At 70.9% G+C, this 22,130-nt stretch carries 16 protein-coding genes and 1 riboswitch; of the genes, 10 read left to right on the forward strand and 6 right to left on the reverse strand.

Going from position 1 to position 22,130, the window contains the following annotated elements; genetic code table 11:
- The first annotated feature begins 72 nt into the window (after window positions 1–72).
- Window positions 73–207: riboswitch (TPP riboswitch) on the forward strand.
- Entirely contained in the window at window positions 201–1,970 is a 1,770-nt protein-coding gene (thiC, locus tag OG580_RS18055) for a phosphomethylpyrimidine synthase ThiC (protein ID WP_267044708.1), read from the forward strand. It overlaps the preceding riboswitch by 7 nt.
- A gap of 65 nt (window positions 1,971–2,035) precedes the next feature.
- Here the strand turns inward: thiC and OG580_RS18060 are convergent, their stop codons facing one another.
- The 3 genes from OG580_RS18060 to OG580_RS18070 form a co-directional block, all read right to left on the reverse strand.
- Entirely contained in the window at window positions 2,036–2,677 is a 642-nt protein-coding gene (locus tag OG580_RS18060) for a hypothetical protein (protein ID WP_267044709.1), read from the reverse strand.
- Between the two features lie 159 nt (window positions 2,678–2,836).
- The gene (locus OG580_RS18065; protein ID WP_267048045.1) at window positions 2,837–4,291 is read right to left on the reverse strand and encodes a metallophosphoesterase; all 1,455 of its coding nucleotides are present in this window, start codon (window positions 4,289–4,291) and stop codon (window positions 2,837–2,839) included.
- Between the two features lie 250 nt (window positions 4,292–4,541).
- Window positions 4,542–5,648 (reverse strand): LacI family DNA-binding transcriptional regulator, encoded by a 1,107-nt coding sequence (locus tag OG580_RS18070; RefSeq protein ID WP_055642419.1) that lies wholly within the window; start codon window positions 5,646–5,648, stop codon window positions 4,542–4,544.
- Window positions 5,649–6,039: 391 nt separating this feature from the next.
- Between OG580_RS18070 and hisC the strand changes: the two genes are divergently transcribed.
- Entirely contained in the window at window positions 6,040–7,134 is a 1,095-nt protein-coding gene (hisC, locus tag OG580_RS18075; RefSeq protein ID WP_267044710.1) for a histidinol-phosphate transaminase, read from the forward strand.
- 12 nt (window positions 7,135–7,146) lie between these two features.
- On the opposite strand, the gene OG580_RS18080 is transcribed toward hisC, so the two are convergent.
- On the reverse strand, window positions 7,147–7,527 hold the full coding sequence (locus OG580_RS18080) for a cyclophilin-like fold protein (RefSeq protein ID WP_267044711.1): 381 nt from the start codon (window positions 7,525–7,527) through the stop codon (window positions 7,147–7,149).
- Between the two features lie 202 nt (window positions 7,528–7,729).
- Between OG580_RS18080 and OG580_RS18085 the strand changes: the two genes are divergently transcribed.
- Genes OG580_RS18085 through OG580_RS18100 form a run of 4 tightly spaced genes read left to right on the forward strand, consistent with a single transcriptional unit; the run spans window position 7,730 to window position 15,666 of the window.
- Window positions 7,730–9,238, forward strand: a complete 1,509-nt coding sequence (locus OG580_RS18085; RefSeq protein ID WP_267044712.1) for a cytochrome ubiquinol oxidase subunit I — start codon at window positions 7,730–7,732, stop codon at window positions 9,236–9,238.
- An 18-nt stretch (window positions 9,239–9,256) separates the two neighbouring features.
- Window positions 9,257–10,258 carry a cytochrome d ubiquinol oxidase subunit II gene (gene cydB, locus OG580_RS18090; RefSeq protein ID WP_267044713.1) on the forward strand — a complete coding sequence of 334 codons (1,002 nt, stop codon included), beginning with the start codon at window positions 9,257–9,259 and terminating at the stop codon, window positions 10,256–10,258.
- A 30-nt stretch (window positions 10,259–10,288) separates the two neighbouring features.
- The gene (gene cydD, locus OG580_RS18095; protein ID WP_267044714.1) at window positions 10,289–13,933 is read left to right on the forward strand and encodes a thiol reductant ABC exporter subunit CydD; all 3,645 of its coding nucleotides are present in this window, start codon (window positions 10,289–10,291) and stop codon (window positions 13,931–13,933) included.
- 20 nt (window positions 13,934–13,953) lie between these two features.
- The gene (locus OG580_RS18100) at window positions 13,954–15,666 is read left to right on the forward strand and encodes a GAF domain-containing protein (RefSeq protein ID WP_267044715.1); all 1,713 of its coding nucleotides are present in this window, start codon (window positions 13,954–13,956) and stop codon (window positions 15,664–15,666) included.
- Window positions 15,667–15,719: 53 nt separating this feature from the next.
- On the opposite strand, the gene OG580_RS18105 is transcribed toward OG580_RS18100, so the two are convergent.
- A complete protein-coding gene (locus OG580_RS18105; RefSeq protein ID WP_267044716.1) occupies window positions 15,720–16,607 on the reverse strand; it encodes a Cof-type HAD-IIB family hydrolase in 888 nt (295 codons plus the stop codon).
- Between the two features lie 537 nt (window positions 16,608–17,144).
- A complete protein-coding gene (locus tag OG580_RS18110) occupies window positions 17,145–18,047 on the reverse strand; it encodes an LLM class flavin-dependent oxidoreductase (RefSeq protein WP_267044717.1) in 903 nt (300 codons plus the stop codon).
- Window positions 18,048–18,269: 222 nt separating this feature from the next.
- Here OG580_RS18110 and OG580_RS18115 point away from each other — a divergent pair, with 222 nt between their 5' ends.
- The 4 genes from OG580_RS18115 (at window position 18,270) to OG580_RS18130 (ending at window position 22,127) form a co-directional block, all read left to right on the forward strand.
- A complete protein-coding gene (locus OG580_RS18115; protein ID WP_267044718.1) occupies window positions 18,270–19,214 on the forward strand; it encodes a 3-oxoacyl-ACP synthase III family protein in 945 nt (314 codons plus the stop codon).
- 74 nt (window positions 19,215–19,288) lie between these two features.
- Entirely contained in the window at window positions 19,289–20,569 is a 1,281-nt protein-coding gene (locus tag OG580_RS18120; protein WP_267044719.1) for an ATP-grasp domain-containing protein, read from the forward strand.
- On the forward strand, window positions 20,566–21,861 hold the full coding sequence (locus tag OG580_RS18125) for a type III PLP-dependent enzyme (RefSeq protein WP_267044720.1): 1,296 nt from the start codon (window positions 20,566–20,568) through the stop codon (window positions 21,859–21,861). The genes OG580_RS18120 and OG580_RS18125 overlap by 4 nt, the downstream gene beginning before the upstream one ends.
- A 5-nt stretch (window positions 21,862–21,866) precedes the next feature.
- Window positions 21,867–22,127: an acyl carrier protein gene (locus tag OG580_RS18130; protein ID WP_267044721.1), complete on the forward strand. Its 261-nt coding sequence runs from the start codon at window positions 21,867–21,869 to the stop codon at window positions 22,125–22,127.
- Window positions 22,128–22,130 lie beyond the last annotated feature (3 nt).

The raw sequence follows: 22,130 nt of genomic DNA on the forward strand, positions 1-22,130 counted from the left end.
CGACCGATCATCGCAAGAACGACGGGGGGCCCACTGTTCAGCACGCCAGGGATGGCGCTAGCGTGGTGACACCTTTGCACACGCGGGAGCTCGGAGCACCGGGCTGAGAGGGCGCTGATCACCGTACGCACGTACGGGAGGAGGCTGCGCCGACCGCCGAACCTGTTACCGGGTAATGCCGGCGTAGGGAGATCGGTCTCATGACCATTCAGGATGCACGCACGCCTGCCTCCGACCAGGAAGGCCGCACGCCGGGCTGGCACAAGGGGTACGTCGAGGGTTCGCGCCCCGACCTCCGGGTTCCCGTCCGGCAGGTGCACCTCACCAACGGCAAGGACGTGACGCTGTACGACACGTCCGGTCCGTACACCGACCCCACCATCGACACCGACGTACGGCGGGGCCTGCCGCCGCTGCGCGAGAACTGGATCATCGCGCGCGGCGACACCGAGGAGTACGCGGGCCGCCCCGCCCGCCCCGAGGACGACGGCATCAAGCACACGTCGCCGCGCGGCGGCGGGCTCAAGAACCTCGACGCCGTCTTCCCCGGCCGCCCGCGCCTGCCGCGCCGCGGCCGCGACGGCCAGGCGGTGACACAGCTCGCGTACGCCCGCCGGGGGGAGATCACCCCGGAGATGGAGTACGTCGCGATCCGCGAGAACGTCTCCCCCGAGGTCGTACGGGAGGAGATCGCCGCGGGCCGCGCCGTGCTTCCGGCGAACGTGAACCACCCGGAGATCGAGCCGATGATCATCGGCAAGCGGTTCCTGGTGAAGGTCAACGCCAACATCGGCAACTCCGCCGTCACCTCCTCCATCGAGGAGGAGGTGGAGAAGATGACCTGGGCGACCAAGTGGGGCGCGGACACGGTCATGGACCTGTCCACCGGCCGCAACATCCACACCACCCGCGAGTGGGTGCTGCGCAACTCCCCCGTGCCGATCGGCACCGTGCCGCTGTACCAGGCCCTGGAGAAGGTCGACGGCAGGGCCGAGGACCTGACCTGGGAGATCTACAAGGACACGGTCATCGAGCAGGCCGAGCAGGGCGTCGACTACATGACGGTGCACGCCGGCGTGCTCCTGCCGTACGTGCCGCTCACCGCGCGCCGCAAGACCGGCATCGTCTCGCGCGGCGGCTCGATCATGGCCGCCTGGTGTCTCGCGCACCACAAGGAGAACTTCCTCTACACGAACTTCGAGGAGCTCTGCGAGATCCTGGCGGCGTACGACGTCACGTACTCGCTCGGCGACGGTCTGCGCCCCGGCTCGATCGCGGACGCCAACGACGAGGCGCAGTTCGCGGAGCTGCGCACGCTCGGCGAGCTGAACACGATCGCCAAGCGGCACAACGTGCAGACGATGATCGAGGGCCCGGGCCACGTCCCGATGCACAAGATCAAGGAGAACATCGACCTCCAGCAGGAGATCTGCGAGGAGGCGCCGTTCTACACGCTCGGCCCGCTGACGACGGACGTGGCGCCCGCCTACGACCACATCACCTCGGGCATCGGCGCGGCGATGATCGCCTGGTGGGGCACGGCGATGCTCTGCTACGTCACGCCCAAGGAGCACCTGGGCCTGCCCAACAAGGACGACGTGAAGACGGGCGTCATCACGTACAAGATCGCGGCCCACGCGGCGGACCTCGCCAAGGGGCACCCGGGCGCGCAGGACTGGGACGACGCGCTCTCGGACGCGCGGTTCGAGTTCCGCTGGGAGGACCAGTTCAACCTGGCGCTCGACCCGGTCACCGCGCGCGAGTTCCACGATGAGACGCTGCCCGCGGAGCCCGCGAAGACCGCGCACTTCTGCTCGATGTGCGGCCCGAAGTTCTGCTCGATGAAGATCTCCCAGGACATCCGGCGTGAGCACGGCGGGACGCAGCAGGAGATCGAGGCGGGGATGGCGGAGAAGTCGAAGGAGTTCGCGGAGAGCGGGAACCGCGTCTACCTGCCGCTGGCGGACTGACCTCGGCGGTCACTGAGCAGGCACCGGCCCGCGACCCACGGGGGAGTCGCGGGCCGGTGCCGTTGTCACGGGGCGGGGTCGTCATCCCGGTGTGTGGCGGCGAGGGCGTCGCGGAGGAACGGGAGGATGCCCCGCTCCAACAGGGCGAGCTGCCAGGCCTCGCGGGCGCGGCTCAGTTCGTCGTCCGGCGCAGGGCCGGTCGTGACCGTCGCGGTCGGGCTGTTGCGGAGGGCGGTCCTGAGGAGGCCGGCGGCCGCGCAGAGCAGGCCGGCGGCGGCGATCGCGCCGAAGACCAGACCGGCCGTCAGCAGCGTCGCACCGAACACCACGGTGGGGGCGACGGTGTGCAGGACCGCGCCGACCAGCAGGAAGATGAAGGCGGCCGACCCGGCGAGGACGGGGACCATGACGGTGACGATGGCGACGACGCCCGCGCCGGAGCCGTCCTGCGGGTCGGGTACGCGGGTGGCGACCGCGATACGGCTCTGCTCGCGCACCTTCACGAAGTGGTCGTACTCGCTCGACGCCGCGGTGGTGATCAGCGCCGTCGCGTTCACGGCCATGGAACGCAGCTGTGCGACGGTGAGCCGGGTCCCGACTCCGGCGAGATCCGGACGTGCGTGGGTGGTGCTCAGTGCGTCGTCGAGGACCCGCTCGTACTCGGCGCGGTCCTCGGTCAGCAGGTACGGAGCCACGTTCATGTGCATCCCCCGATGCTCCGTAGGCCCGGATCAGCCGTGGGGAACGGTCGGCCGGGCGGAAACGGAGGAGAGCCTGCTACGGATGGTCCGATGGTATTGCGGTGACGCCACGGGCTGACAGGGTGTTTCCGGAAATCGCCTTCCCCGGATGCGCAGGGTTATGCGTCAGCTGTTCAGGGGGAGTTGGACGACCAGCAGCTTTCCGGCCATGGTCACCCCGCCGTCCATGGCGATCGCGAGCCCGTCCGCGTACACGTGCGGTCCGTCGACGATCGGGCCTCCGCTGCCCTCGCCCTCCTCCGTGCCGACCTGGCCGAGGAGGTACGGGATGGGGCTGTGGCCGTGCACGATCCGGCGGCCGCCGTAGGTGGAGAGCAGCTCCTGGACGGCCTGCGGTCCGCCCTCGTCGCGGAACGCGAAGCGCTTGGTGAACTTCCGGAACACGTCCCAGACCTCGTCGGCGTCGCTCCGGGTGAGGATCTCGTGGACCGTCTCGTTGACGTCCTCGATGGTCTCGCCGTATTCGAGGTACGCGGTGGTGTCGGAGTGCAGGAGGAGGTGGTCGTCCTCCAGGACCACGGCGTCGAGCCGGGACATCCACTGGAGGTGGACGTCCTGGAGGCGGTCCATGTCGTGCTTCTGGCCGCCGTTGAGCAGCCAGGCGGCCTGGAAGGTGGCCGTGCCCGCGCCCGAGTGGACCGGGGTGTCGCCGAAGCGCTTGGCGCCGATGAGCAGCAGTTCGTGGTTGCCCATGAGGGCCTTGCAGTAGCCGCCGGCGGCGGCGGCCTCGGCGGACAGTCGCATGACGAGGTCGATGACGCCGATGCCGTCGGGGCCGCGGTCGGTGAAGTCGCCGAGGAACCACAGCCGGGCGTTGCCCGCGGCCCAGCCGCCGTTCTCGTCGACGAGGCCCTGGGCGCGCAGGGCGGCCACGAGCTCGTCGAGGTAGCCGTGGACGTCGCCGACGACGTAGAGCGGGCCCGGTCCGTCGCCGGTGGTGACGGCGGCGGGCGCGGTGGTGGCGTCGGGGGTGACCGGGACCTGGACGGTGTCGACGCGCTTGATGACCGGGAGGTCGCGCTCGGTCGGGGTGTAGCCCTCCGGCGGCTCGCCGGCGGGGAAGGCGCTGCCGGGGTGGCCGGTGGCGACGGAGACGATGGAGGACCCGCCGGCGGCGGGGTACGCGGGGGCGAGGCGACGGCCCAGGAGAAGGGTCGGGTCGGCGGGCGCCGGCGCGGGGGTGGGCTCGCTCGCAGCGGCCTCGGCGGGCGGTGCGGATGCGGATGCCGGTGCCGGTGCCGGTGCGGATGCCGGCGCGGGCGCGGCGGTCGGCATGGGCGCGGCGGTCGGCATGGGCGGGGCGGCGAAGAGGGCGTCGACCGGGACGGCTTCGACCGGCGAGGGTGCGACCGGCGGAGGCGTGACCGGTGGCGGCGCGACCGGCGGCGGGCCGGCGGGTGGGAGGTGCTCGCCCGGCGGAGCGTTCTCCGCGGACGACGGCTCGACGGCATGGCCCTGTACGGGCACGCGGGCGTACGGCGGTACGCGGAAGTCACGCAATGTCGCCGTGCGCACCACGGGCTCCTGCCCGGCCCCCTGAGTCATGGACCCCTCCACCACCGTCGCGATGCCCTGCACATCGCGGACCGGCCTGGTCGGGGTGGTCCGCGGTGTCGTCCGCCCATCATAGGAATGAGGGTCCTCCTGTGTGACGCACCAGGGGTGGTGAATCCGGGTCCACTCCGGGTTCACCGGTTGTTTCGCCCGAATTGAGAAGGTCCAGTCCAGGGTTGAGGCCGGTGTGGTCACCGGTTTCGCCGCCCCGGCCCACGGGCAGGGGGCGGGGCGGCGGTTTCGGTGGGTCGTTCGGTCAGTCCTTCGCGGGTGAGCGCGGGGGGCTGACCGTGGTGCGCGGCGAGCGCCGCTGTGAGGACGTGCGGACGATGAGTTCGGTCGGTATCACCTGCTCGACCGGTCCGTCGGTATCGATCCCCTCGATGGCGTCGATGAGGAGCTGGACGACGGCCGTGCCGATCCTGCGGGGCTTGAGCGAGAGCGTCGTGATGGGCGGTTCGGTGGTGGCGTAGACGGTGGACTCGCTGCAGCAGACCAGCAGCAGGTCCTCCGGGACGCGCAGCCCGTAGCGGCGCGCGGCCGCGAGCAGATCGGTTCCGTTGGGGTCGAAGAGGCCGTACACGGCGTCGGGTCGGTCCGGGCGGGCGAGCAGCCGGTCGGCCGCGACGGCGCCCGCGCACGGATCGTGCGCCGGATAGGCCTCGTAGACGGGGTCCTGGCCCACCCGCTCGCACCAGTTGAGGTACGCGGTGGTGGACAGGCGGGTGTACGTGTCGGTGGTGGTTCCGGTGAGGAGGCCGATCCGGCGGGCGCCGGCGTCGGCGAGGTGGTCGAGCAGATCGAGTACGGCGGCTTCGTGGTCGTTGTCGACCCAGGCGGTGACCGGAAGGGTGCCGGCGGGGCGCCCGTCGGAGACGACGGGGAGGCCCTGCCGGACCAGTTCGGTCACGACCGGGTCGTGGTCGGAGGGGTCGATGACGACGGTGCCGTCGAGGGCGACGTTCGACCAGACGTCATGGCGGGAGGTGGCGGGGAGGATGACCAGGGCGTAGCCCCGGGCGAGTGCCGCCGATGTGGCTGCTCTGGCCATCTCCGCGAAGTAGGCGAATTCGGTGAAGGTGAAAGGTTCATCCCCGTACGTGGTCACGGTGAGGCCGATGAGTCCCGACTTGCCCGTACGGAGCGTGCGGGCCGCCGCGGATGGGCGGTAGCCCAGCCGGTCGGCGACCTCGCGGACGTGGCGGCGGGTGGCGTCCGGGAGTCGGCCCTTGCCGTTGAGCGCGTCGGAGACAGTCGTGATGGAGACCCCGGCGGCTGCGGCCACGTCCCGGATGCCTGCCCGGCCCTGCCGGCTTCCCCGGGTCTGTGCCCGGCTCACCTGGTGCTTCCCTGCTGCTGTCATGGCGAGCCGATAGTAGGGCGATGAGGGGCGGTCGGGACGGCCGCATATGCAGGCATCGACAGGCACGTTTCTGCATGATCGAAAATGGTCAAGGGGCGCTGAATCACAGGTAGTTCAGGGATTCTCCATGCGACCTGTGGTTGTCGAGCGGTGTCGACCTGGCGAAGGGGCGAGGTCTCGAAGAGGTCTCAACTCACCTCTACGGGGGATGCGCGCCACGGCGCTCGCCACCAGCGCGCGCCACCCGAGTGCGCGCTCCCCCTCTGCGCGGGAGGGTGCGGGACGGTATCCACAGCGTGTCCCTCCTGTTGTCCACAGGCCATTCGCAGCGGAGGCGAATCCTCATAAGGTGAGGAGTATTGGCGGTACGGATGGTCGAGGAGGCCACACTGTGAGCGAGACCAGCGGGACGAGCACCGGCAGCCCCAAGCTGCGAGCCGAGCTGGACGGCGTCCCCACCTACAAGCCGGGCAAGCCGGCGGCCGCGGGCGGGCCCGTGGCCTTCAAGCTGTCCTCCAACGAGAACCCCTATCCGCCGCTGCCCGGGGTCATGGAGAGCACGCTGGCCGCCGCCGCGAACTTCAACCGCTACCCGGACATGGCCTGCACGGCTCTGATGGAGGAGCTCGCCGACCGCTTCGGCGTGCCGGTCTCGCACATCGCGACGGGCACGGGCTCGGTCGGGGTCGCGCAGTCGCTGCTCCAGGCCACCTCGGGCCCGGGCGACGAGGTGATCTACGCCTGGCGCTCCTTCGAGGCGTACCCGATCATCACGCAGATCAGCGGGGCCACCTCGGTACAGGTGCCGCTGACCGACGGCGATGTGCACGACCTCGACGCGATGGCCGCGGCGATCACCGACCGGACCCGGCTGATCTTCGTCTGCAACCCCAACAACCCCACGGGCACCGCGGTCGGCCGGGCCGAGCTGGAGCGCTTCCTCGACCGGGTGCCCTCCGACGTCCTGGTCGTCATCGACGAGGCGTACAAGGAGTTCGTCCGCGACACCGACGTCCCGGACGGCATCGAGCTCTACCGCGACCGGCCGAACGTCGCCGTGCTGCGGACGTTCTCCAAGGCGTACGGCCTGGCGGGGCTGCGGGTCGGCTTCGCGATCGCCCACGAGCCGGTGGCGGCTGCGCTGCGCAAGACGGCGGTGCCGTTCGGGGTGAGCCAGCTGGCGCAGGACGCGGCGGTGGCCTCGCTGCGGGCCGAGGACGAACTGCTCGGCCGGGTCGGCTCGCTGGTGAGCGAGCGCGAGCGGGTCCACGCCGGGCTCGTGGCCCAGGGCTGGACCGTGCCGGACACCCAGGCGAACTTCGTCTGGCTGCGGCTCGGTGAGCGGACGATGGACTTCGCGGCGGAGTGCGAGCGGCACGGAGTGATGGTGCGGCCGTTCGCGGGCGAGGGCGTGCGCGTCACGATCGGTGAGACCGAGGCGAACGACCTGTTCCTGAAGGCGGCTGAGGGCTTCCGCAAGGGTTAGCCCGGAGGCCGGTCAGCCGGAGACGAGCTCTACGCGGATCGGGTCGCCGTCCCTGACGGTGGCCAGGATCCGCGGGTCGCCGTCCAGCGCGCCCAGGAGGTTGCAGGGGCTCGCGAGCCGGCATTCCTCGCCCCGGGAGATCGGGGTCGGGCCGTAGGGGAGGGCGAGAGCGTCGCCGTCCGTCCAGAAGGCCACCGTGCCAGGGTCCACGACCTGGCGTGCCCCGTCCTCGACGGGGACGGAGACCGGAGTGTCGAAGTAGACCTCCTCGCCCCAGGTCCGGGCGGTGGAGGAGATCGGGAGAACCCCCGCGAGCGCCGTGCTCGTGGGGGTTTTCTCGAGGGTGGCCGTGGTGTGTCCGGCCGGCCAGGAGATGCGTATCCGAAGGGTCATGCCGGGATTCAACAATATGTTGAAGGTCCTGGGAAGAGGCGACCTTCGGTGGAGGGACCCCGACTGAAGGTACGGATTTCGTATGAGCCATAATGCTTGTGAATGTGAACGCGTTCACAAGCGTGTCCCGGTTCATCCCTTAATTGGTGGGATTAACGGGGCAAACTGCCGATGTGACCACGGCGAGTAAGGAGAAAACGACGTGGACCTCGCTCTTGCGCCAGAGACTCTGGCGCGCTGGCAGTTCGGCATCACCACCGTCTACCACTTCCTCTTCGTCCCCCTGACGATCTCCCTCGCCGCCCTCACCGCCGGTCTCCAGACGGCCTGGGTGCGGACCGAGAAGGAGAAGTACCTCAGGGCGACGAAGTTCTGGGGCAAGCTCTTCCTGATCAACATCGCCATGGGTGTCGTCACCGGCATCGTGCAGGAGTTCCAGTTCGGCATGAACTGGTCCGACTACTCCCGGTTCGTCGGCGACATCTTCGGTGCCCCGCTCGCCTTCGAGGCGCTCATCGCCTTCTTCTTCGAGTCCACGTTCATCGGCCTGTGGATCTTCGGCTGGGACAAGCTGCCGAAGAGGATCCACCTCGCCTGCATCTGGATGGTGTCGATCGGCACCATCCTCTCCGCCTACTTCATCCTCGCGGCGAACTCCTGGATGCAGCACCCCGTCGGGTACCGCATCAACGAGGAACGAGGCCGGGCGGAGCTCACCGACTTCTGGCAGGTGCTCACCCAGAACACCGCCCTCACCCAGTTCTTCCACACCATGACGGCGGCGTTCCTGGTCGGCGGCGCGTTCATGGTCGGCATCTCCGCGTTCCACCTGGCGCGCAAGAAGCACATCCCGGTGATGCGGACCTCGCTGCGGCTGGGCCTGATCACGCTGATCATCGCCGGCCTCGGCACCGCCATCAGCGGTGACCTGCTCGGCAAGGTCATGTTCAAGCAGCAGCCGATGAAGATGGCCGCCGCCGAGGCGCTCTGGGACGGCGAGGCGCCCGCGCCCTTCTCGATCTTCGCCTACGGCGATGTCGACAAGGGCCACAACACGGTCGCCATAGAGATCCCGGGACTCCTGTCCTTCCTCGCGAACGACGACTTCACCTCGTACGTCCCGGGCATCAACGACATCAACAAGGCCGAGCAGGAGAAGTTCGGCCCCGGCGACTACCGGCCCAACATCCCCGTCGCGTACTGGGGATTCCGCTGGATGATCGGCTTCGGCATGGCCTCGCTGGGCATCGGGATGCTCGGCCTCTGGCTGACCCGCAAGAAGTTCATGCTGGCGCCGGGGATGCGGACCGGTGAGGACGAGGTGCCGAACCTGGTCCTGTTCAAGCGGAAGGCGCTCAGCCCCCGCTTCACGAAGTGGTACTGGATCATCGCCCTCTGGACCATGGGCTTCCCGCTCATCGCCAACTCCTGGGGCTGGATCTTCACCGAGATGGGCCGTCAGCCCTGGGTCGTCTACGGCGTGCTGCGCACCCGGGACGCGGTCTCCCCCGGTGTCACCCAGGGCGAGGTGCTCACGTCGATGATCATCTTCACCACCCTCTACGCCGTCCTCGCAGTCATCGAGGTCAAGCTCCTCGTCAAGTACGTCAAGGCGGGACCGCCGGAGCTCACCGAGGACGACCTCAACCCGCCCACCAAGATCGGCGGGGACTCCCGTGACCCCGACCGGCCCATGGCCTTCTCGTACTGAGGCTCAGGAGATCGAGGCATGGAACTCCACGACGTCTGGTTCGTACTCATCGCCGTCCTCTGGATCGGCTACTTCTTCCTCGAAGGCTTCGACTTCGGGGTCGGCGTCCTGACCAAGCTGCTCGCCCGCGACCGGGTCGAGAAGCGGGTCCTCATCAACACGATCGGTCCCGTCTGGGACGGCAACGAGGTGTGGCTGCTCACCGCAGGCGGCGCGACCTTCGCCGCCTTCCCCGAGTGGTACGCGACGCTCTTCTCCGGCTTCTACCTGCCGCTGCTGATCATCCTGGTCTGCCTGATCATCCGGGGCGTCGCCTTCGAGTACCGGGTGAAGCGGCCCGAGGAGAACTGGCAGCGCAACTGGGAGCAGGCCATCTTCTGGACCTCCCTGATCCCCGCGTTCCTCTGGGGTGTGGCCTTCGGCAACATCGTCCGGGGCGTGAAGATCGATGCGGAGATGGAGTACGTCGGCACCTTCTGGGACCTGCTCAACCCGTACGCGCTCCTCGGCGGTCTGGTCACGCTCACCCTCTTCACCTTCCACGGCGCGGTCTTCGCCTCGCTGAAGACGGTCGGTGACATCCGGGTGCGCGCCCGGGCGCTCGCGCTCAAACTGGGCCTGGTCACGGCGGTGCTCGCACTCGGCTTCCTGATCTGGACCCAGGTCCACACCGGGGACAGCTGGAGCTTCGCGGCCATGCTGATCGCCGTGGTGGCGCTGGTCGGCGCGATCGGTGCCATCAAGGTGGGCCGCGAGGGCTGGTCGTTCGCGCTCTCGGGCGTGACGATCGCCGCCGCGGTGGCGATGCTCTTCCTCGCGCTCTTCCCGGACGTCATGCCGTCTTCGCTCGATCCCGAGTGGAGCCTTACCGTGACGAACGCATCGTCGAGCCCGTACACGCTCAAGATCATGACCTGGTGCGCGGCGATCGCGACCCCGCTGGTGCTGCTCTACCAGAGCTGGACCTACTGGGTGTTCCGTAAGCGCATCGGTACGCAGCACATCGCCGACGCTCACTAGCTGACTGACGCACGAGCTCACTAGAGGGGCATGTTTCACGTGAAACCGATCGATCCGCGTCTGCTCCGGTACGCCCGGGCCACCCGTCTCTTCCTTGCCGCGGTGGTCGTGCTCGGTCTGGCCGGGGCGGCGCTGGTCGTCGCCCAGGCGATGCTCATCGCCGAGATCGTGGTGGGGGCCTTCCAGAAGAGCCTGTCGGTTTCCGATCTGACGACCCCGCTGTCGCTGCTCGCGGGAGTCGCGGTGGCGCGGGGTCTGGTCGCCTGGCTGACCGAGCTCGCCGCCCACCGGGCGAGCGCGGCGGTCAAGTCCGAACTCCGCGGCCGGCTCCTCGCCCGGGCGGCCGCGCTCGGGCCCGGGTGGCTGAGCGGACAGAAGGCCGGCTCGCTGATCGCGCTCGCGACGCGGGGCGTGGACGCGCTCGACGACTACTTCTCCCGCTATCTGCCGCAGTTGGGTCTCGCGGTGGTCGTGCCGATGGCGGTCCTGGCCCGGATCGTCACCGAGGACTGGGTCTCGGCGGCGATCATCGTCGTCACCCTGCCGCTCATCCCGGTCTTCATGATCCTCATCGGCTGGTACACCCAGGCGCGGATGGACCGGCAGTGGAAGCTGCTCTCCCGGCTCTCCGGCCACTTCCTGGACGTCGTGGCGGGCCTTCCCACCCTCAAGATCTTCGGCCGGGCCAAGGCGCAGGCCGAGTCGATCCGCGCGATCACCTCGGAGTACCGGCAGGCCACGATGCGCACCCTGCGGATCGCCTTCCTCTCCTCTTTCGCGCTGGAACTCCTCGCGACCCTCTCGGTCGCGCTCGTCGCCGTGACCATCGGTATGCGGCTCGTCCACGGCGACCTCGACCTGTACACCGGACTCGTCATCCTGATCCTGGCGCCGGAGGCCTACCTCCCGCTGCGGCAGGTGGGGGCCCAGTACCACGCGGCGGCCGAGGGGCTCGCGGCGGCGGAGGAGATCTTCGAGGTCCTGGAGCAGCCGGTCCGCGAGGGCGGCACACGAGCGGTCCCGGACGCCCTCCGGCTGGAACTCGACGGGGTGACCGTGCGGTACGCGGGGCGCGCCGAACCGGCGCTCGACGCGGCGACTCTGACGGTCGAGCAGGGCGAGACGGTGGCCCTGGTCGGGCCGAGCGGGGTCGGGAAGTCGACCCTTCTCGATGTGGTGCTCGGCTTCGCGGTGCCGGAGGCGGGCGGTTCCGTCCGGGTCGGCGGCGAGAGCCTCGCGGCGCTCGACCCGGAGGCGTGGCGGTCCCGGATCGCCTGGGTACCGCAGCGCCCGTACCTCTTCGCGGGGACGGTCGCCGAGAACGTACGGCTGGCCCGTCCGGACGCCTCCGACGAGGCGGTACGGGAAGCACTGCGGGACGCCGGGGCGGACGGGTTCGTCGCGGGGCTCCCCGCGGGGGCCGACACCCCGCTCGGCGAGGACGGCGCCGGGCTCTCGGCGGGCCAGCGGCAACGCCTGGCGCTCGCGCGGGCGTTCCTGGCGGACCGGCCGCTGCTGCTGCTCGACGAGCCGACGGCCGCGCTGGACGGCGAGACGGAGGCGGGAGTCGTCGACGCGGTACGGCGCCTGGCGGCGGGGCGGACGGTCCTGCTCGTGGTCCATCGACCGGCACTGCTCGCGATCGCGGACCGGGTGGTGACGCTGGCTCCGGGCGGTGGCCCTGCCGTGGCGGAGGCCCCCGAGGCCGGCCAAGGCGAGAAGGGCGACAGGGGTGTGGGGTGGTCCGGCGCAGGGGACCTGGTGGACCCGCCCGCCCCCGGGCTTCGTGCGGGGGGACCCCCGGCCGGTGCGGAACAGCTGCCCACGACCGGTCCGGCGACGGCCGAGGCCGCGGTTTCGGCCGAAGGCACAGCCGCGGCAGGAGCGGTGGGCGAGGCCGCCCGGCGGTCCGGGCTTGGACGGGTGCGGGACATGGCCGGGGAGCTCAAGGGACGGATGGGGCTCGCGCTGCTGCTCGGGAGTCTGGCCCTCGGGTCCGCCGTCGGGCTCATGGCCGTGTCCGGCTGGCTCATCTCCCGGGCTTCCGAACAGCCGCCCGTCCTCTATCTGATGATGGCCGTCACCGCCACGCGCGCCTTCGGCATCGGCCGGGCCGTCTTCCGGTACGCCGAACGCCTCGTCTCGCACGACGCCGTGCTCCGGATGCTCGCCGAGCTCCGGGTCTCCGTCTACCGGCGGCTGGAGCGCATCGCCCCGGCCGGACTGCGCCGCACCCGGCGCGGAGACCTCCTCTCCCGGCTCGTCCAGGACGTCGACGCGCTCCAGGACTACTGGCTGCGCTGGCTGCTCCCGGTGGGCGCCGCGCTCGTCGTGGGCGTCGCCTCCGCCGGGTTCACCGCCTGGCTGCTGCCCGAGGCCGGGGCCGTCCTCGCCGTGGGCCTGCTCGTCGCGGGTGTCGCCGTACCGGCCGTCGGCGGAACCCTCGCCCGCCGCGCCGAGCGCAGGCTCGCCCCCGCACGCGGCGCCCTGGCGACGGCCGTGGCCGATCTGCTCCACGGCTGCGCCGAGTCGACGGTGGCCGGTGCGCTCCGGGGCCGGATCGAGCGGGCCCGGGCCGCCGACCGTGCCCTCACCTCCATCTCCTCCCGGCAGTCCGCCGCCACCGCGCTCGGCGCCGGACTCTCCGCGGTGATCTGCGGTCTGACGGTCGCGGCCGCCGCGCTCGTCGGCGTCCAGGCCGTCCGGGACGGGCGGCTCGACGGGGTGGCCCTGGCCGTGGTCGTCCTGACGCCGCTCGCCGCCTTCGAGGCAGTCACCGTCCTGCCGCTCGCCGTCCAGTACCGGCAGCGCGTCCGGCACAGCGCCGAGCGGGTCTTCGAGGTGCTCGACGCCCCCGTCCCCGTACACGAACCGGCCCACCCCGAGACGCCCCCGGCGAGCCCGTTCCCGCTGGAACTGTCCGGGCTCTCCGCCCGGCACGCCGGACAGGAGCGGAGGGCGCTCGCCGACTTCGGGCTCACCCTGGAGGCCGGGCGCCGGGTCGCCGTCGTCGGCGCCTCCGGCTCCGGGAAGACCACCCTCGCCCAGGTGCTGCTCCGATTCCTGGACGTGGAGAACGGCATGTACCGGATCGGTGGCGTGCCGGCCTGGGAGCTCGACGGCGACGCGGTCCGGCGGTTCGTCGGCCTCTGCGCCCAGGACGCCCACATCTTCGACAGCTCCGTACGGGAGAACCTGCGGCTCGCCAAGGTCGGGGCGAGCGACGAGGAGCTGCGCGACGCGCTGCGCCGGGCCAGGCTGCTCGACTGGGTGGACGGGCTCCCGGCCGGCCTCGACACCCTCGTGGGCGAACACGGCTCCCGGCTCTCCGGCGGCCAGCGGCAGCGCCTCGCGCTCGCCCGCGCCCTGCTGGCCGACTTCCCCGTCCTCGTCCTCGACGAGCCCGCCGAACACCTCGACCTGGCCACCGCCGACGCGCTCACCGACGACCTGCTCCGGGCCACGGAGGGCCGCACCACCCTCCTCATCACCCACCGGCTGCACGGACTCGACGCCGTCGACGAGGTGGTGGTCCTCGACGAGGGCCGCACCGTGCAGCGCGGCCCGTACGCCGAACTCGCGGAGACGGAGGGACCGCTGCGCCGGATGCTGGAGCAGGAGCGGGAGACCGATCTGCTCGCCGCCGGCACCCGGCCGACTTTTCTCGCCAAATAGGACTAACTAGGCTCAGGTCCATGACCGCCGCCGCGTCCGACGCCCCGGACCCCCTGGAAGCCGCCACTCAGGCCACGCGCAGCCTCCAGGGGCTGTCCACGGAGCTCACCGCCCGCGTACCGCAGCTCCTGGAGGCGATGCGCTCGGTCGGCACCGGACTCGAACTCCACTCCACCCTCGACCGGATCTGCGAGACCGCGGCCGAACTCGCCGACGCCCGCTACGCCGCGATCGGGGTCGTCGACGACGAGGGCGAGGGACTCTCCGACTTCGTCACCTTCGGGGTCGACGAGGACGTGGCCCGCCGGATCGGGCGCCTCCCCGACGGCCACGCCGGGCTGCTCGGCGCGCTCATCCGCGACCCTCAGACCATCCGCCTCGCCGACCTGTCCACCGACCCGCGCGCGGCCGGCTTCCCACCCGGGCACCCGCCGATGCGGACCTTCCTCGGCGTACCCATCCGGGTCCAGGGCGAGATCTTCGGCAACCTCTACCTCGCGGAGAAGCGCGGCGGCGTCGAGTTCAACGACTACGACGTCCACATGGTCAGGGTGCTCGCCACGGAGGCGGGCATCGCCATCGGCAACGCCCGTCTCTACGAGGCCGCCCGGCAGCGCGAGCGGTGGATCGACGGCTCGGTCGCCGTCACCACCGCGCTGCTCTCCGGCGGCGACGCGGACGACGCGCTCGCGGTCGTCGCCGAACAGGCCCGCCGACTCGCCGACGCGGACGCGGGGATCGTGCTGCTGCCCGCCGAGGAGGGAGGCCTGGAGATCGTCGCCGTCTCCTCGACCACGCCCACCAAGTCGCTGGGCGTGGTGATCCCGCCCGAGAGCGCCGTCGTGAAGCAGCTCCTGGAGGGCGAGGCGGTCTTCGTGGCGGACGCCTCGACGGACCCGCGCATGATCAGCCGGCTGACCTCCCCGTACGGACCGAGCATGATGGTGCCGCTGCAGAGCGGCGGGCGGGTGCTCGGCGCGCTCGCGACGCCCCGGGCGCGGGGCGCGCGCCCGTTCACGGAGGCGGAGCGGACGCTCGCCACGCAGTTCGCGTCCCAGGCGGCGCTCGCGCTGATGATGGCGGACGCGCAGCGGGACCGGGAGCGGCTCGCCGTGTACGAGGACCGTGACCGGATCGCCCGTGACCTGCACGACCTGGTCATCCAGCGGCTCTTCGCCACCGGGATGATGCTGGAGAGCGCCCAGCGGAAGTCGATCGTGCCCGCCGTGCGGGAGGGTGTCGGCAAGGCCGTGGACGAGCTGGACGTGACCATCCAGGAGATCCGCACGGCGATCTTCGCGCTCCAGCAGGGTCCCGCCGAAGCCCCGTCGGGGCTCCGCACCCGCGTCCTGCGGGAGATCAACATGGCGGCCGTACCGCTCGGCTTCAAGCCCGCGCACCGCTTCCTGGGCGTGATCGACTCGGCGGTCGGCGAGCTCACCGGCAAGAACCTCATCGCCGCCCTGCGCGAGGCGCTCTCGAACGCCTTCCGGCACGCGGAGGCGACCCGCATCGAGGTGGTCGTCGATGCCACGGTCACGCTGCCCGACGGTTCGGCCGGGGTCCGGCTCTCCGTCGCGGACGACGGCATCGGCATCCCCGAGGGCGGGCGGCGCAGCGGTCTGCGCAACCTGGCCCGTCGGGCCGAGTCGCTGGGCGGCGCGAGCTGGTGCGGCCCGGGCATCGGGGAGGACGGCGGCGGTACGACGGTGGTGTGGGAGGCGCCGCTCTAGGGGGCGTCCTGGGGGCGTCCTGCCGATCAGGCCGGGCTGATCGACAAGGCCCCCTAAGAGGCGGTCGGCGGTGTCGTGTCCCGGCGGGCTTCCAGGGCCTCCGCCACGAGCTGTTCGATGATGACGGCCACCCCGTCCTCGTTGTTGCCGGCCGTGCGGCCCGAGGCGGCGGCGAGGACGTCCGGGTGGGCGTTGCCCATCGCGTACGAGCGGCCCGCCCAGCCGAGCATCTCGATGTCGTTGGGCATGTCGCCGAAGGCGGCGACCTCCTCGGCGGTGATGCCGCGCTCGGCGCAGCACCGTTCCAGGGTGGAGGCCTTGGAGACGCCGAGCGCGCTGATCTCGATGAGCGCGGTGGGGCTGGACCGGGTGAAGGAGGCCAGCTCGCCCGCCGCCTCCTTGGCCACCGCAAGGAACGCGTCGGGTTCGAGCTCGGGGTGCTGGGCGAGCAGCTTGAGCACGGGGGCCGCGGCGCCCGGCGCCTCCTCGAAGAGGAGCTTCTCGGCCGTGGCGACGGTGGCGCCGGGGTCCAGGAAGAAGGGCGGGTACTGCGGCTCGTAGTGGATGCCGGTGGTGAGCTCGACCGCGAACGACGTCCCGGGCGCGGCGGCGCGCAGGGCCCGGACGACGTCCAGGGCGACCGGCCGCTCCAGCGGGCGGACCTCCAGGAAGGTGCCCCCCGCGTGGAGGTCGACGACGGCCGCGCCGTTGGCGCAGATGGCCAGGCCGTGGCCGTGGACGTGGTCGCTGACGACGTCCATCCAGCGGGCCGGGCGGCCGGTGACGAAGAAGACCTCGATACCGGCCTGCTCCGCCGAGGCGAGGGCGGCGATCGTGCGCTCGGAGACGGACTTGTCGTCGCGCAGGAGCGTGCCGTCGAGGTCGGTGGCGATCAGCCGGATCGCCGGGGCGGAGGCATGCGCGGAGCGGGGAGAAGTCACCGCGCCATTGTTCCGCACCGGACGCACGGGCGTGCGAGGAGGCGCACATATGAGTAGGCGAATTCGGCCGTTCCCGGTGGGGCCCGGCCGTGGCGTGGCCGGAGCGTCCCGATCCGGCCGTAAAACGCTCGTTCGGTTCCCGGCGATATGGGGAAGATCCTCAGGAGAGCTGACGGCGTCTCCAGGGGGTGGGGCATGGTCGCGGGCCGACGGTCCGGCGGGTGCGAGGTCTGCGGTGCGCCGCACGGCAGATGGATCGCGAGTCTCGGTACGGCGCTCTGCGGGCGCTGCGAGGAGGGCGGACCGGAGCATCGCGCGAGCGATGCGGGGCGTGATCCGGTGCGGGTGGGCGACGTCCTGGCGGGGATGGCCGCCGCCCTGACGTCGACGGCTCGCTTCCGGGAGGTCGTACCAGGGGCGACGGTACGGCGGTGACCCTCGGGCCCGCCGTACCGCCCGTCCCCTAGGACCTGTCCGGCGGATCAAGGCCAGGGTCCGACCCTGATCCGCCGTACCGTCCGTCCCCTCGCCGAGCGCTCAGCCGAGCTGTGCGAGGGCCTCGGTGGCGATCGTCTCGAAGACGGTCTGGTCGGCGGCGAAGTCGGAGTCCGCGATCGGCCAGTGGATCACGAGCTCGGTGAAGCCGAGGTCGCGGTGGGTGCCGGCGAAGTCGACGAAGGCGTCGAGCGACTCCAGCGGGCGGCTCCGGTCCGGGGTGAAGCCGGTCAGCAGGACCTTGCCGAGTTCGGCCACGTCCCGGCCGGTCTCGGCGCACGCCTTGCCGAGCTTCTCGACCTGCCCGCGCAGCGCCTCCACCGACTGCTCAGGGGTCCCCGTCTCGTACAGCTTCGGGTCGCCGGTCGTCACCCACGCCTGCCCGTGGCGGGCGGCCAGCCGCAGCCCGCGCGGCCCGGTCGCCGCCACCGCGAACGGCAGGCGGGGGCGCTGGACGCAGCCGGGGATGTTCCGGACGTCCTCCGCCGTGTAGAACGTGCCGCGCTCGGTCATCGCGCCCTCGGTGAGGAGGCGGTCGAGCAGCGGGACGAACTCGCCGAACCGGTCGGCCCGCTCCTTCGGCGTCCAGGCCTCCTGACCGAGCGCGGTCGCGTCGAAGCCGTTGCCGCCCGCGCCGATGCCGAGCGTGACCCGGCCCCCGGAGATGTCGTCGAGCGACATCAGCTCCTTGGCGAGGGTCACCGGGTGCCGGAAGTTCGGGGAGGTCACGAGGGTGCCGAGGCGCAGCCGCTCGGTCGCCGTGGCGGCGGCGGTGAGCGTGGGCAGCGCGCCGAACCACGGGCGGTCGCGGAAGGAGCGCCACGAGAGGTGGTCGTAGGTGTACGCGGTGTGGAAGCCCAGTTCCTCGGCGCGTTGCCACTTCGCGCGACCCCCCTCGTGCCAGCGGTCGACGGGCAGGATCACGGTGCTCAGGCGCAGGGTCATGGATCCGACCCTACGTCCACCTGCCGGACACCCGCGTCGGCGGCCGGGTTTCCGGGCCCCGGAACACCTGCAAAGTGCCGGTGGAGTGCCTGGCCCGATGCGCTCGGGGTGCTGTTGAGTGAATCGCGAGCCGATCCGCAGCAAGGCGTACCCCTTCCCTTACTTCTCCGCGAGGACTGTTCGTCGACGCTGCCATCGATTACGGAGAGGAGGTCGGGGGAAATGCTGCATATCGAGCGCATCGGATACTGGGTGCCCGAGAGGACGTTCTCTGTCGAGGAGATGCGTGAGTCTCTCGGATTCACCCAGAACCAGGTCCGCCTGTATACGCGGTTCCTCGGTCTGGACAGGATCGCGGTGGCGCGGGAACACGAGCTGGGCGATCTCCTCGTCGCCGCGGGGGAACAGGCGCTCGCCGGCGTCGACCGGTCCGCGGTCCGGCATGTGATCCACGCCTACACGCTCCAGTTCACCCCTCCGCCGGGAGGCCGTCTGCTGGCGGAGGTGCAGGACCGGCTGGGTCTCCCGCACGCCTCGGCGTTCGGTCTCACCCACCAGAACTGCGTCGCCGGCCTCTACGGCCTCCAGGTCGCCAGGCTGCTGCTCGAGGACGAGCCGGACGACGCCAAGGTCCTTGTCCTGACCGGAGACAAGGTGATGTCGAGCCTGGTCCAGGTGCTTCCCGACACCACGATCATGGGCGAGGCCGCCGCGGCCTACGTCGCGGGGAAGGACCCCCGCGGCCACCGGGTGATCGGGAGCGCCCTCCGTGCCGAGGGGCGTTTCTACCAGTGCCTCGACCTCTCCGACGAGCTCTCCGCCGAGTACAAGAGGTGCTATCCCGAACTCCTCGCGGACGTGATGCGCGAAGCGATGCGGAGCGCGGGCGTGAAGGGCGGGGACATCGCCTGCGTGATTCCCCACAACGTGAACCGTATGTCCTGGAAGAAGGTCCTCGGGGACCTCGGGATAGCGGCCGAAAAGGCCTACCTGGACAACATTCCGAAGTATGGCCACTGCTTTGCGTCCGACCCGTTCATCAATCTTCGGTCCGCTCGTGCGGAAGAGCGGGTGAAACCGGGCGATGTAGCGATTCTGGTGGGGGCCGGTTTGGGTGCCAGTTTCGCGTCCACTGTCGTCGAGATCGGTGAAGGGGTACCGGAATGAAGGGCACCGGAATGAATTTCTCCGGGCGTTTGAAGAGTTCTCTGGTCGGAGACCCTGATGCGCGGTTCGTCTATGTGAACAATTTCGAGGTCGAGCGCAGCTGGGCGGTCGGTGAGCCGAAGCTGCCGGGAGCCGGGATCTCCTTCACCGGCACGACCGTCAACCGCATGGAGGAGATGGGTGTCCTGCTCGCCGAGCAGGGCGACGTGGTCGTCCTCAAGGCGCCGCTCGATCCCGACTACCAGGCCTACCTGACCGGTCTCGGCGCGATCGCGGGCACCGTCCTGGTGGCCGACGAGAGCGACCCCGCGAGGACGGTCAGCGAGGACGCGCTGCACTCGCCGGAGCTGCTCGACAGCCTCCGCGCGCTCGCCGACGGCCGGACCCATCTGATGCCCATGGGCATCTCGCCGGCCGAGGAGATGCTCTCCAAGGAGACCGGTCTGCCGCTGGCGGGCCCGTCCGCCCAGATCGCCAAGCACGTCAACGGGAAGATCTTCAGCAGGGAGCTCATCGACGCGACGGGGCTCCGGGCCGTGCCCGGTGCCGTCGTCCGTACCGTGGGCGAACTCTCCGCCGCCGTACGGGAGCAGCTGGCGGGCGGCGGCCGGGTCGTCGTCAAGGAGTCCCTCGGGGTCTCCGGGCGCGGCATGGTCGTCCTGGAGGACGAGCGCGGTGCCTCGCGGCTGCTGCGTCTCATCGAGCGGCGCGGCGCGGAGGCCGGCGCGAACCTGGTGGTCGAGTCCTGGGTCGAGAGGGCCCAGGACCTGAACTACCAGTTCCTCGTGGGCCGTACGGGAGAGGTCCGCTTCGAGACGGTGAAGGCGGCCGTCCTGCGCAACGGCGTCCACCAGGGCCACAGTTTCCCCGTGCCGCTGTCGGCCGAGGTGACCGCGGAGCTGCACGAGGCGGCCCAGGTCATCGGTGCCGCCCTGCACGCCGAGGGGTACGTGGGCGTGGTCGGTGTCGACGCCATGCTCGCCCCCGGCGACGTGCTCTACCCCTGCCTGGAGATCAACGCCCGCTTCAACATGTCGACCTACCAGAGCCGGATCGCCGAGCGCTCCGTCCCGGCCGACGGCCACGCGGTCGCCGCCACGATCCATCTGCGCCCGACCCGGCGGCACACCTTCGCCGAGGTGGCGGAGGCGCTGGGGGACCTCCTCCACCAGGAGACCGGCCGCCCCGGCGTGCTCATCAACAACTTCGCGACGCTCAACGCCGCCGCTCCGGCCGACGGCGGCGAGTTCCAGGGCCGGCTGTACGCGGTGTGCATCGCCGGCGACGCCGAGGAGGCGCTCGCGCTGCGCGGCGAGGCCGAGAACCGACTGCAGAGGATGACGGGACAGGCATGAAGATCCAGGGCATCGAGTACGAGGACCTCGCCGAGAGGTACGGCACTCCCTCGTACGTCTACGACGGAAACGTCCTCGCCGGAACGATCACGGAGCTGTGCGAGGTCCTGCACCCCGCGCTGGAGGTCTTCTTCTCCCTGAAGTCGAACCCCAACATCAGCGTCTTCCGGGTGCTGCACCAGGGCGGGGCGCGGGCGGAGGTGTCGTCCCTCGTCGAGCTGCGGACGGCCCTCGAAGCGGGAGCGGCGCCCGGCGACATCATCTTCCTCGGCCCCGGCAAGAGCGAGGAGGAGCTCGTCGCCTGTCTGGAGGCGGGGATCTACGCCGTCGTCGTCGAGTCCTTCGACGAGCTGGACCGGCTGGAGAAGCTCGCCGAGGCCCGGAACGTCCGGCAGCGGGTCCTGCTGCGCGTCAACCCGGCCGTCGCGATCAGCGGCTCCCGGCTGACGATGGGCGGCAAGCCCCGGCAGTTCGGCATCGACGAGGAGCAGGTCCTCGGCGCCGGCGACCTTCCGTCGCGGTACCAGTACGCCGACGTCGCCGGGATCCACGTGTACATGGGCACGCGGATCCTGGACCCGGAGGTCCTGGGGAAGAACACCCGCTACGTGTTCGAGCTCGCGGACCGGGTGGTGCGCCACACCGGCATCCGGCTGGACGCGGTCGACATCGGCGGCGGCATGGGCGTCGCGTACTTCGAGGGCGAGTCCGACCTCGACCTCACCGAGGTCGCCAAGGAACTCAACCCGCTGATCGAGGAGTTCGCCGTCGGCCATCCGGGCACGCGGCTGATCCTCGAGTCCGGCCGCTTCCTCGCCGCCAGGGCCGGGGTCTACGTCCTCCGGGTCCGCTACACCAAGCAGTCCATGGGCGAGTCCTTCGCGGTCGCCGACGGCGGCACGCACCACCACATGGCGGCCGTCGGCATCGGCTCGTTCGTGAAGCGGAACTTCCCGTCCGTCCTGCTCAGCAAGGACAGCGCCGACCGGAACGCCCCGGACGCGGCGGGTCGGTGGACCGTGACCGGGCCGCTGTGCACGCCCAACGACACCCTCCTCAAGCAGGTCGGCCTGCCGGCCCTGGAGGCCGGTGACCTGCTCGGGGTCGAGCGGTCGGGGGCGTACGGCCCCTCCGCCTCGCCCGGCCTGTTCCTCAGCCACGGCTATCCGGCGGAGGTGCTGGTCATGGACGGCGTGGCCCACCTCGTGCGCAGCCGGGACGAACCCGACGACCTTCTCCGCAAGCAGCACCTGTTCGACCAGACCCGTACCGACGACCTCCAGGGAAGTTGACCCACATGAACCGCACCGACGTCATCGAGCACATCCGGACCGCCCTGTCGGGCGTCCTCAACCGCGAGGTCACCGGCATCAGCGAGGAGGTCCGCCTGTTCGAGGACCTCGCCCTCGACTCCACCAGCGTCATCGAGCTCCTGATGGGGCTGGAGGACACGGTCGGCCTGGAGATCGACCCCGACGAGCTGGAGCCGGAGGTCTTCCAGACCGTCGGCACCCTCACCGACTACGTCATCGCCGGCCTCACCAAGGTCTCGGCCTGATCC

This window comes from Streptomyces sp. NBC_00094, from assembly GCF_026343125.1.
In the GTDB taxonomy this organism is placed as follows: domain Bacteria; phylum Actinomycetota; class Actinomycetes; order Streptomycetales; family Streptomycetaceae; genus Streptomyces.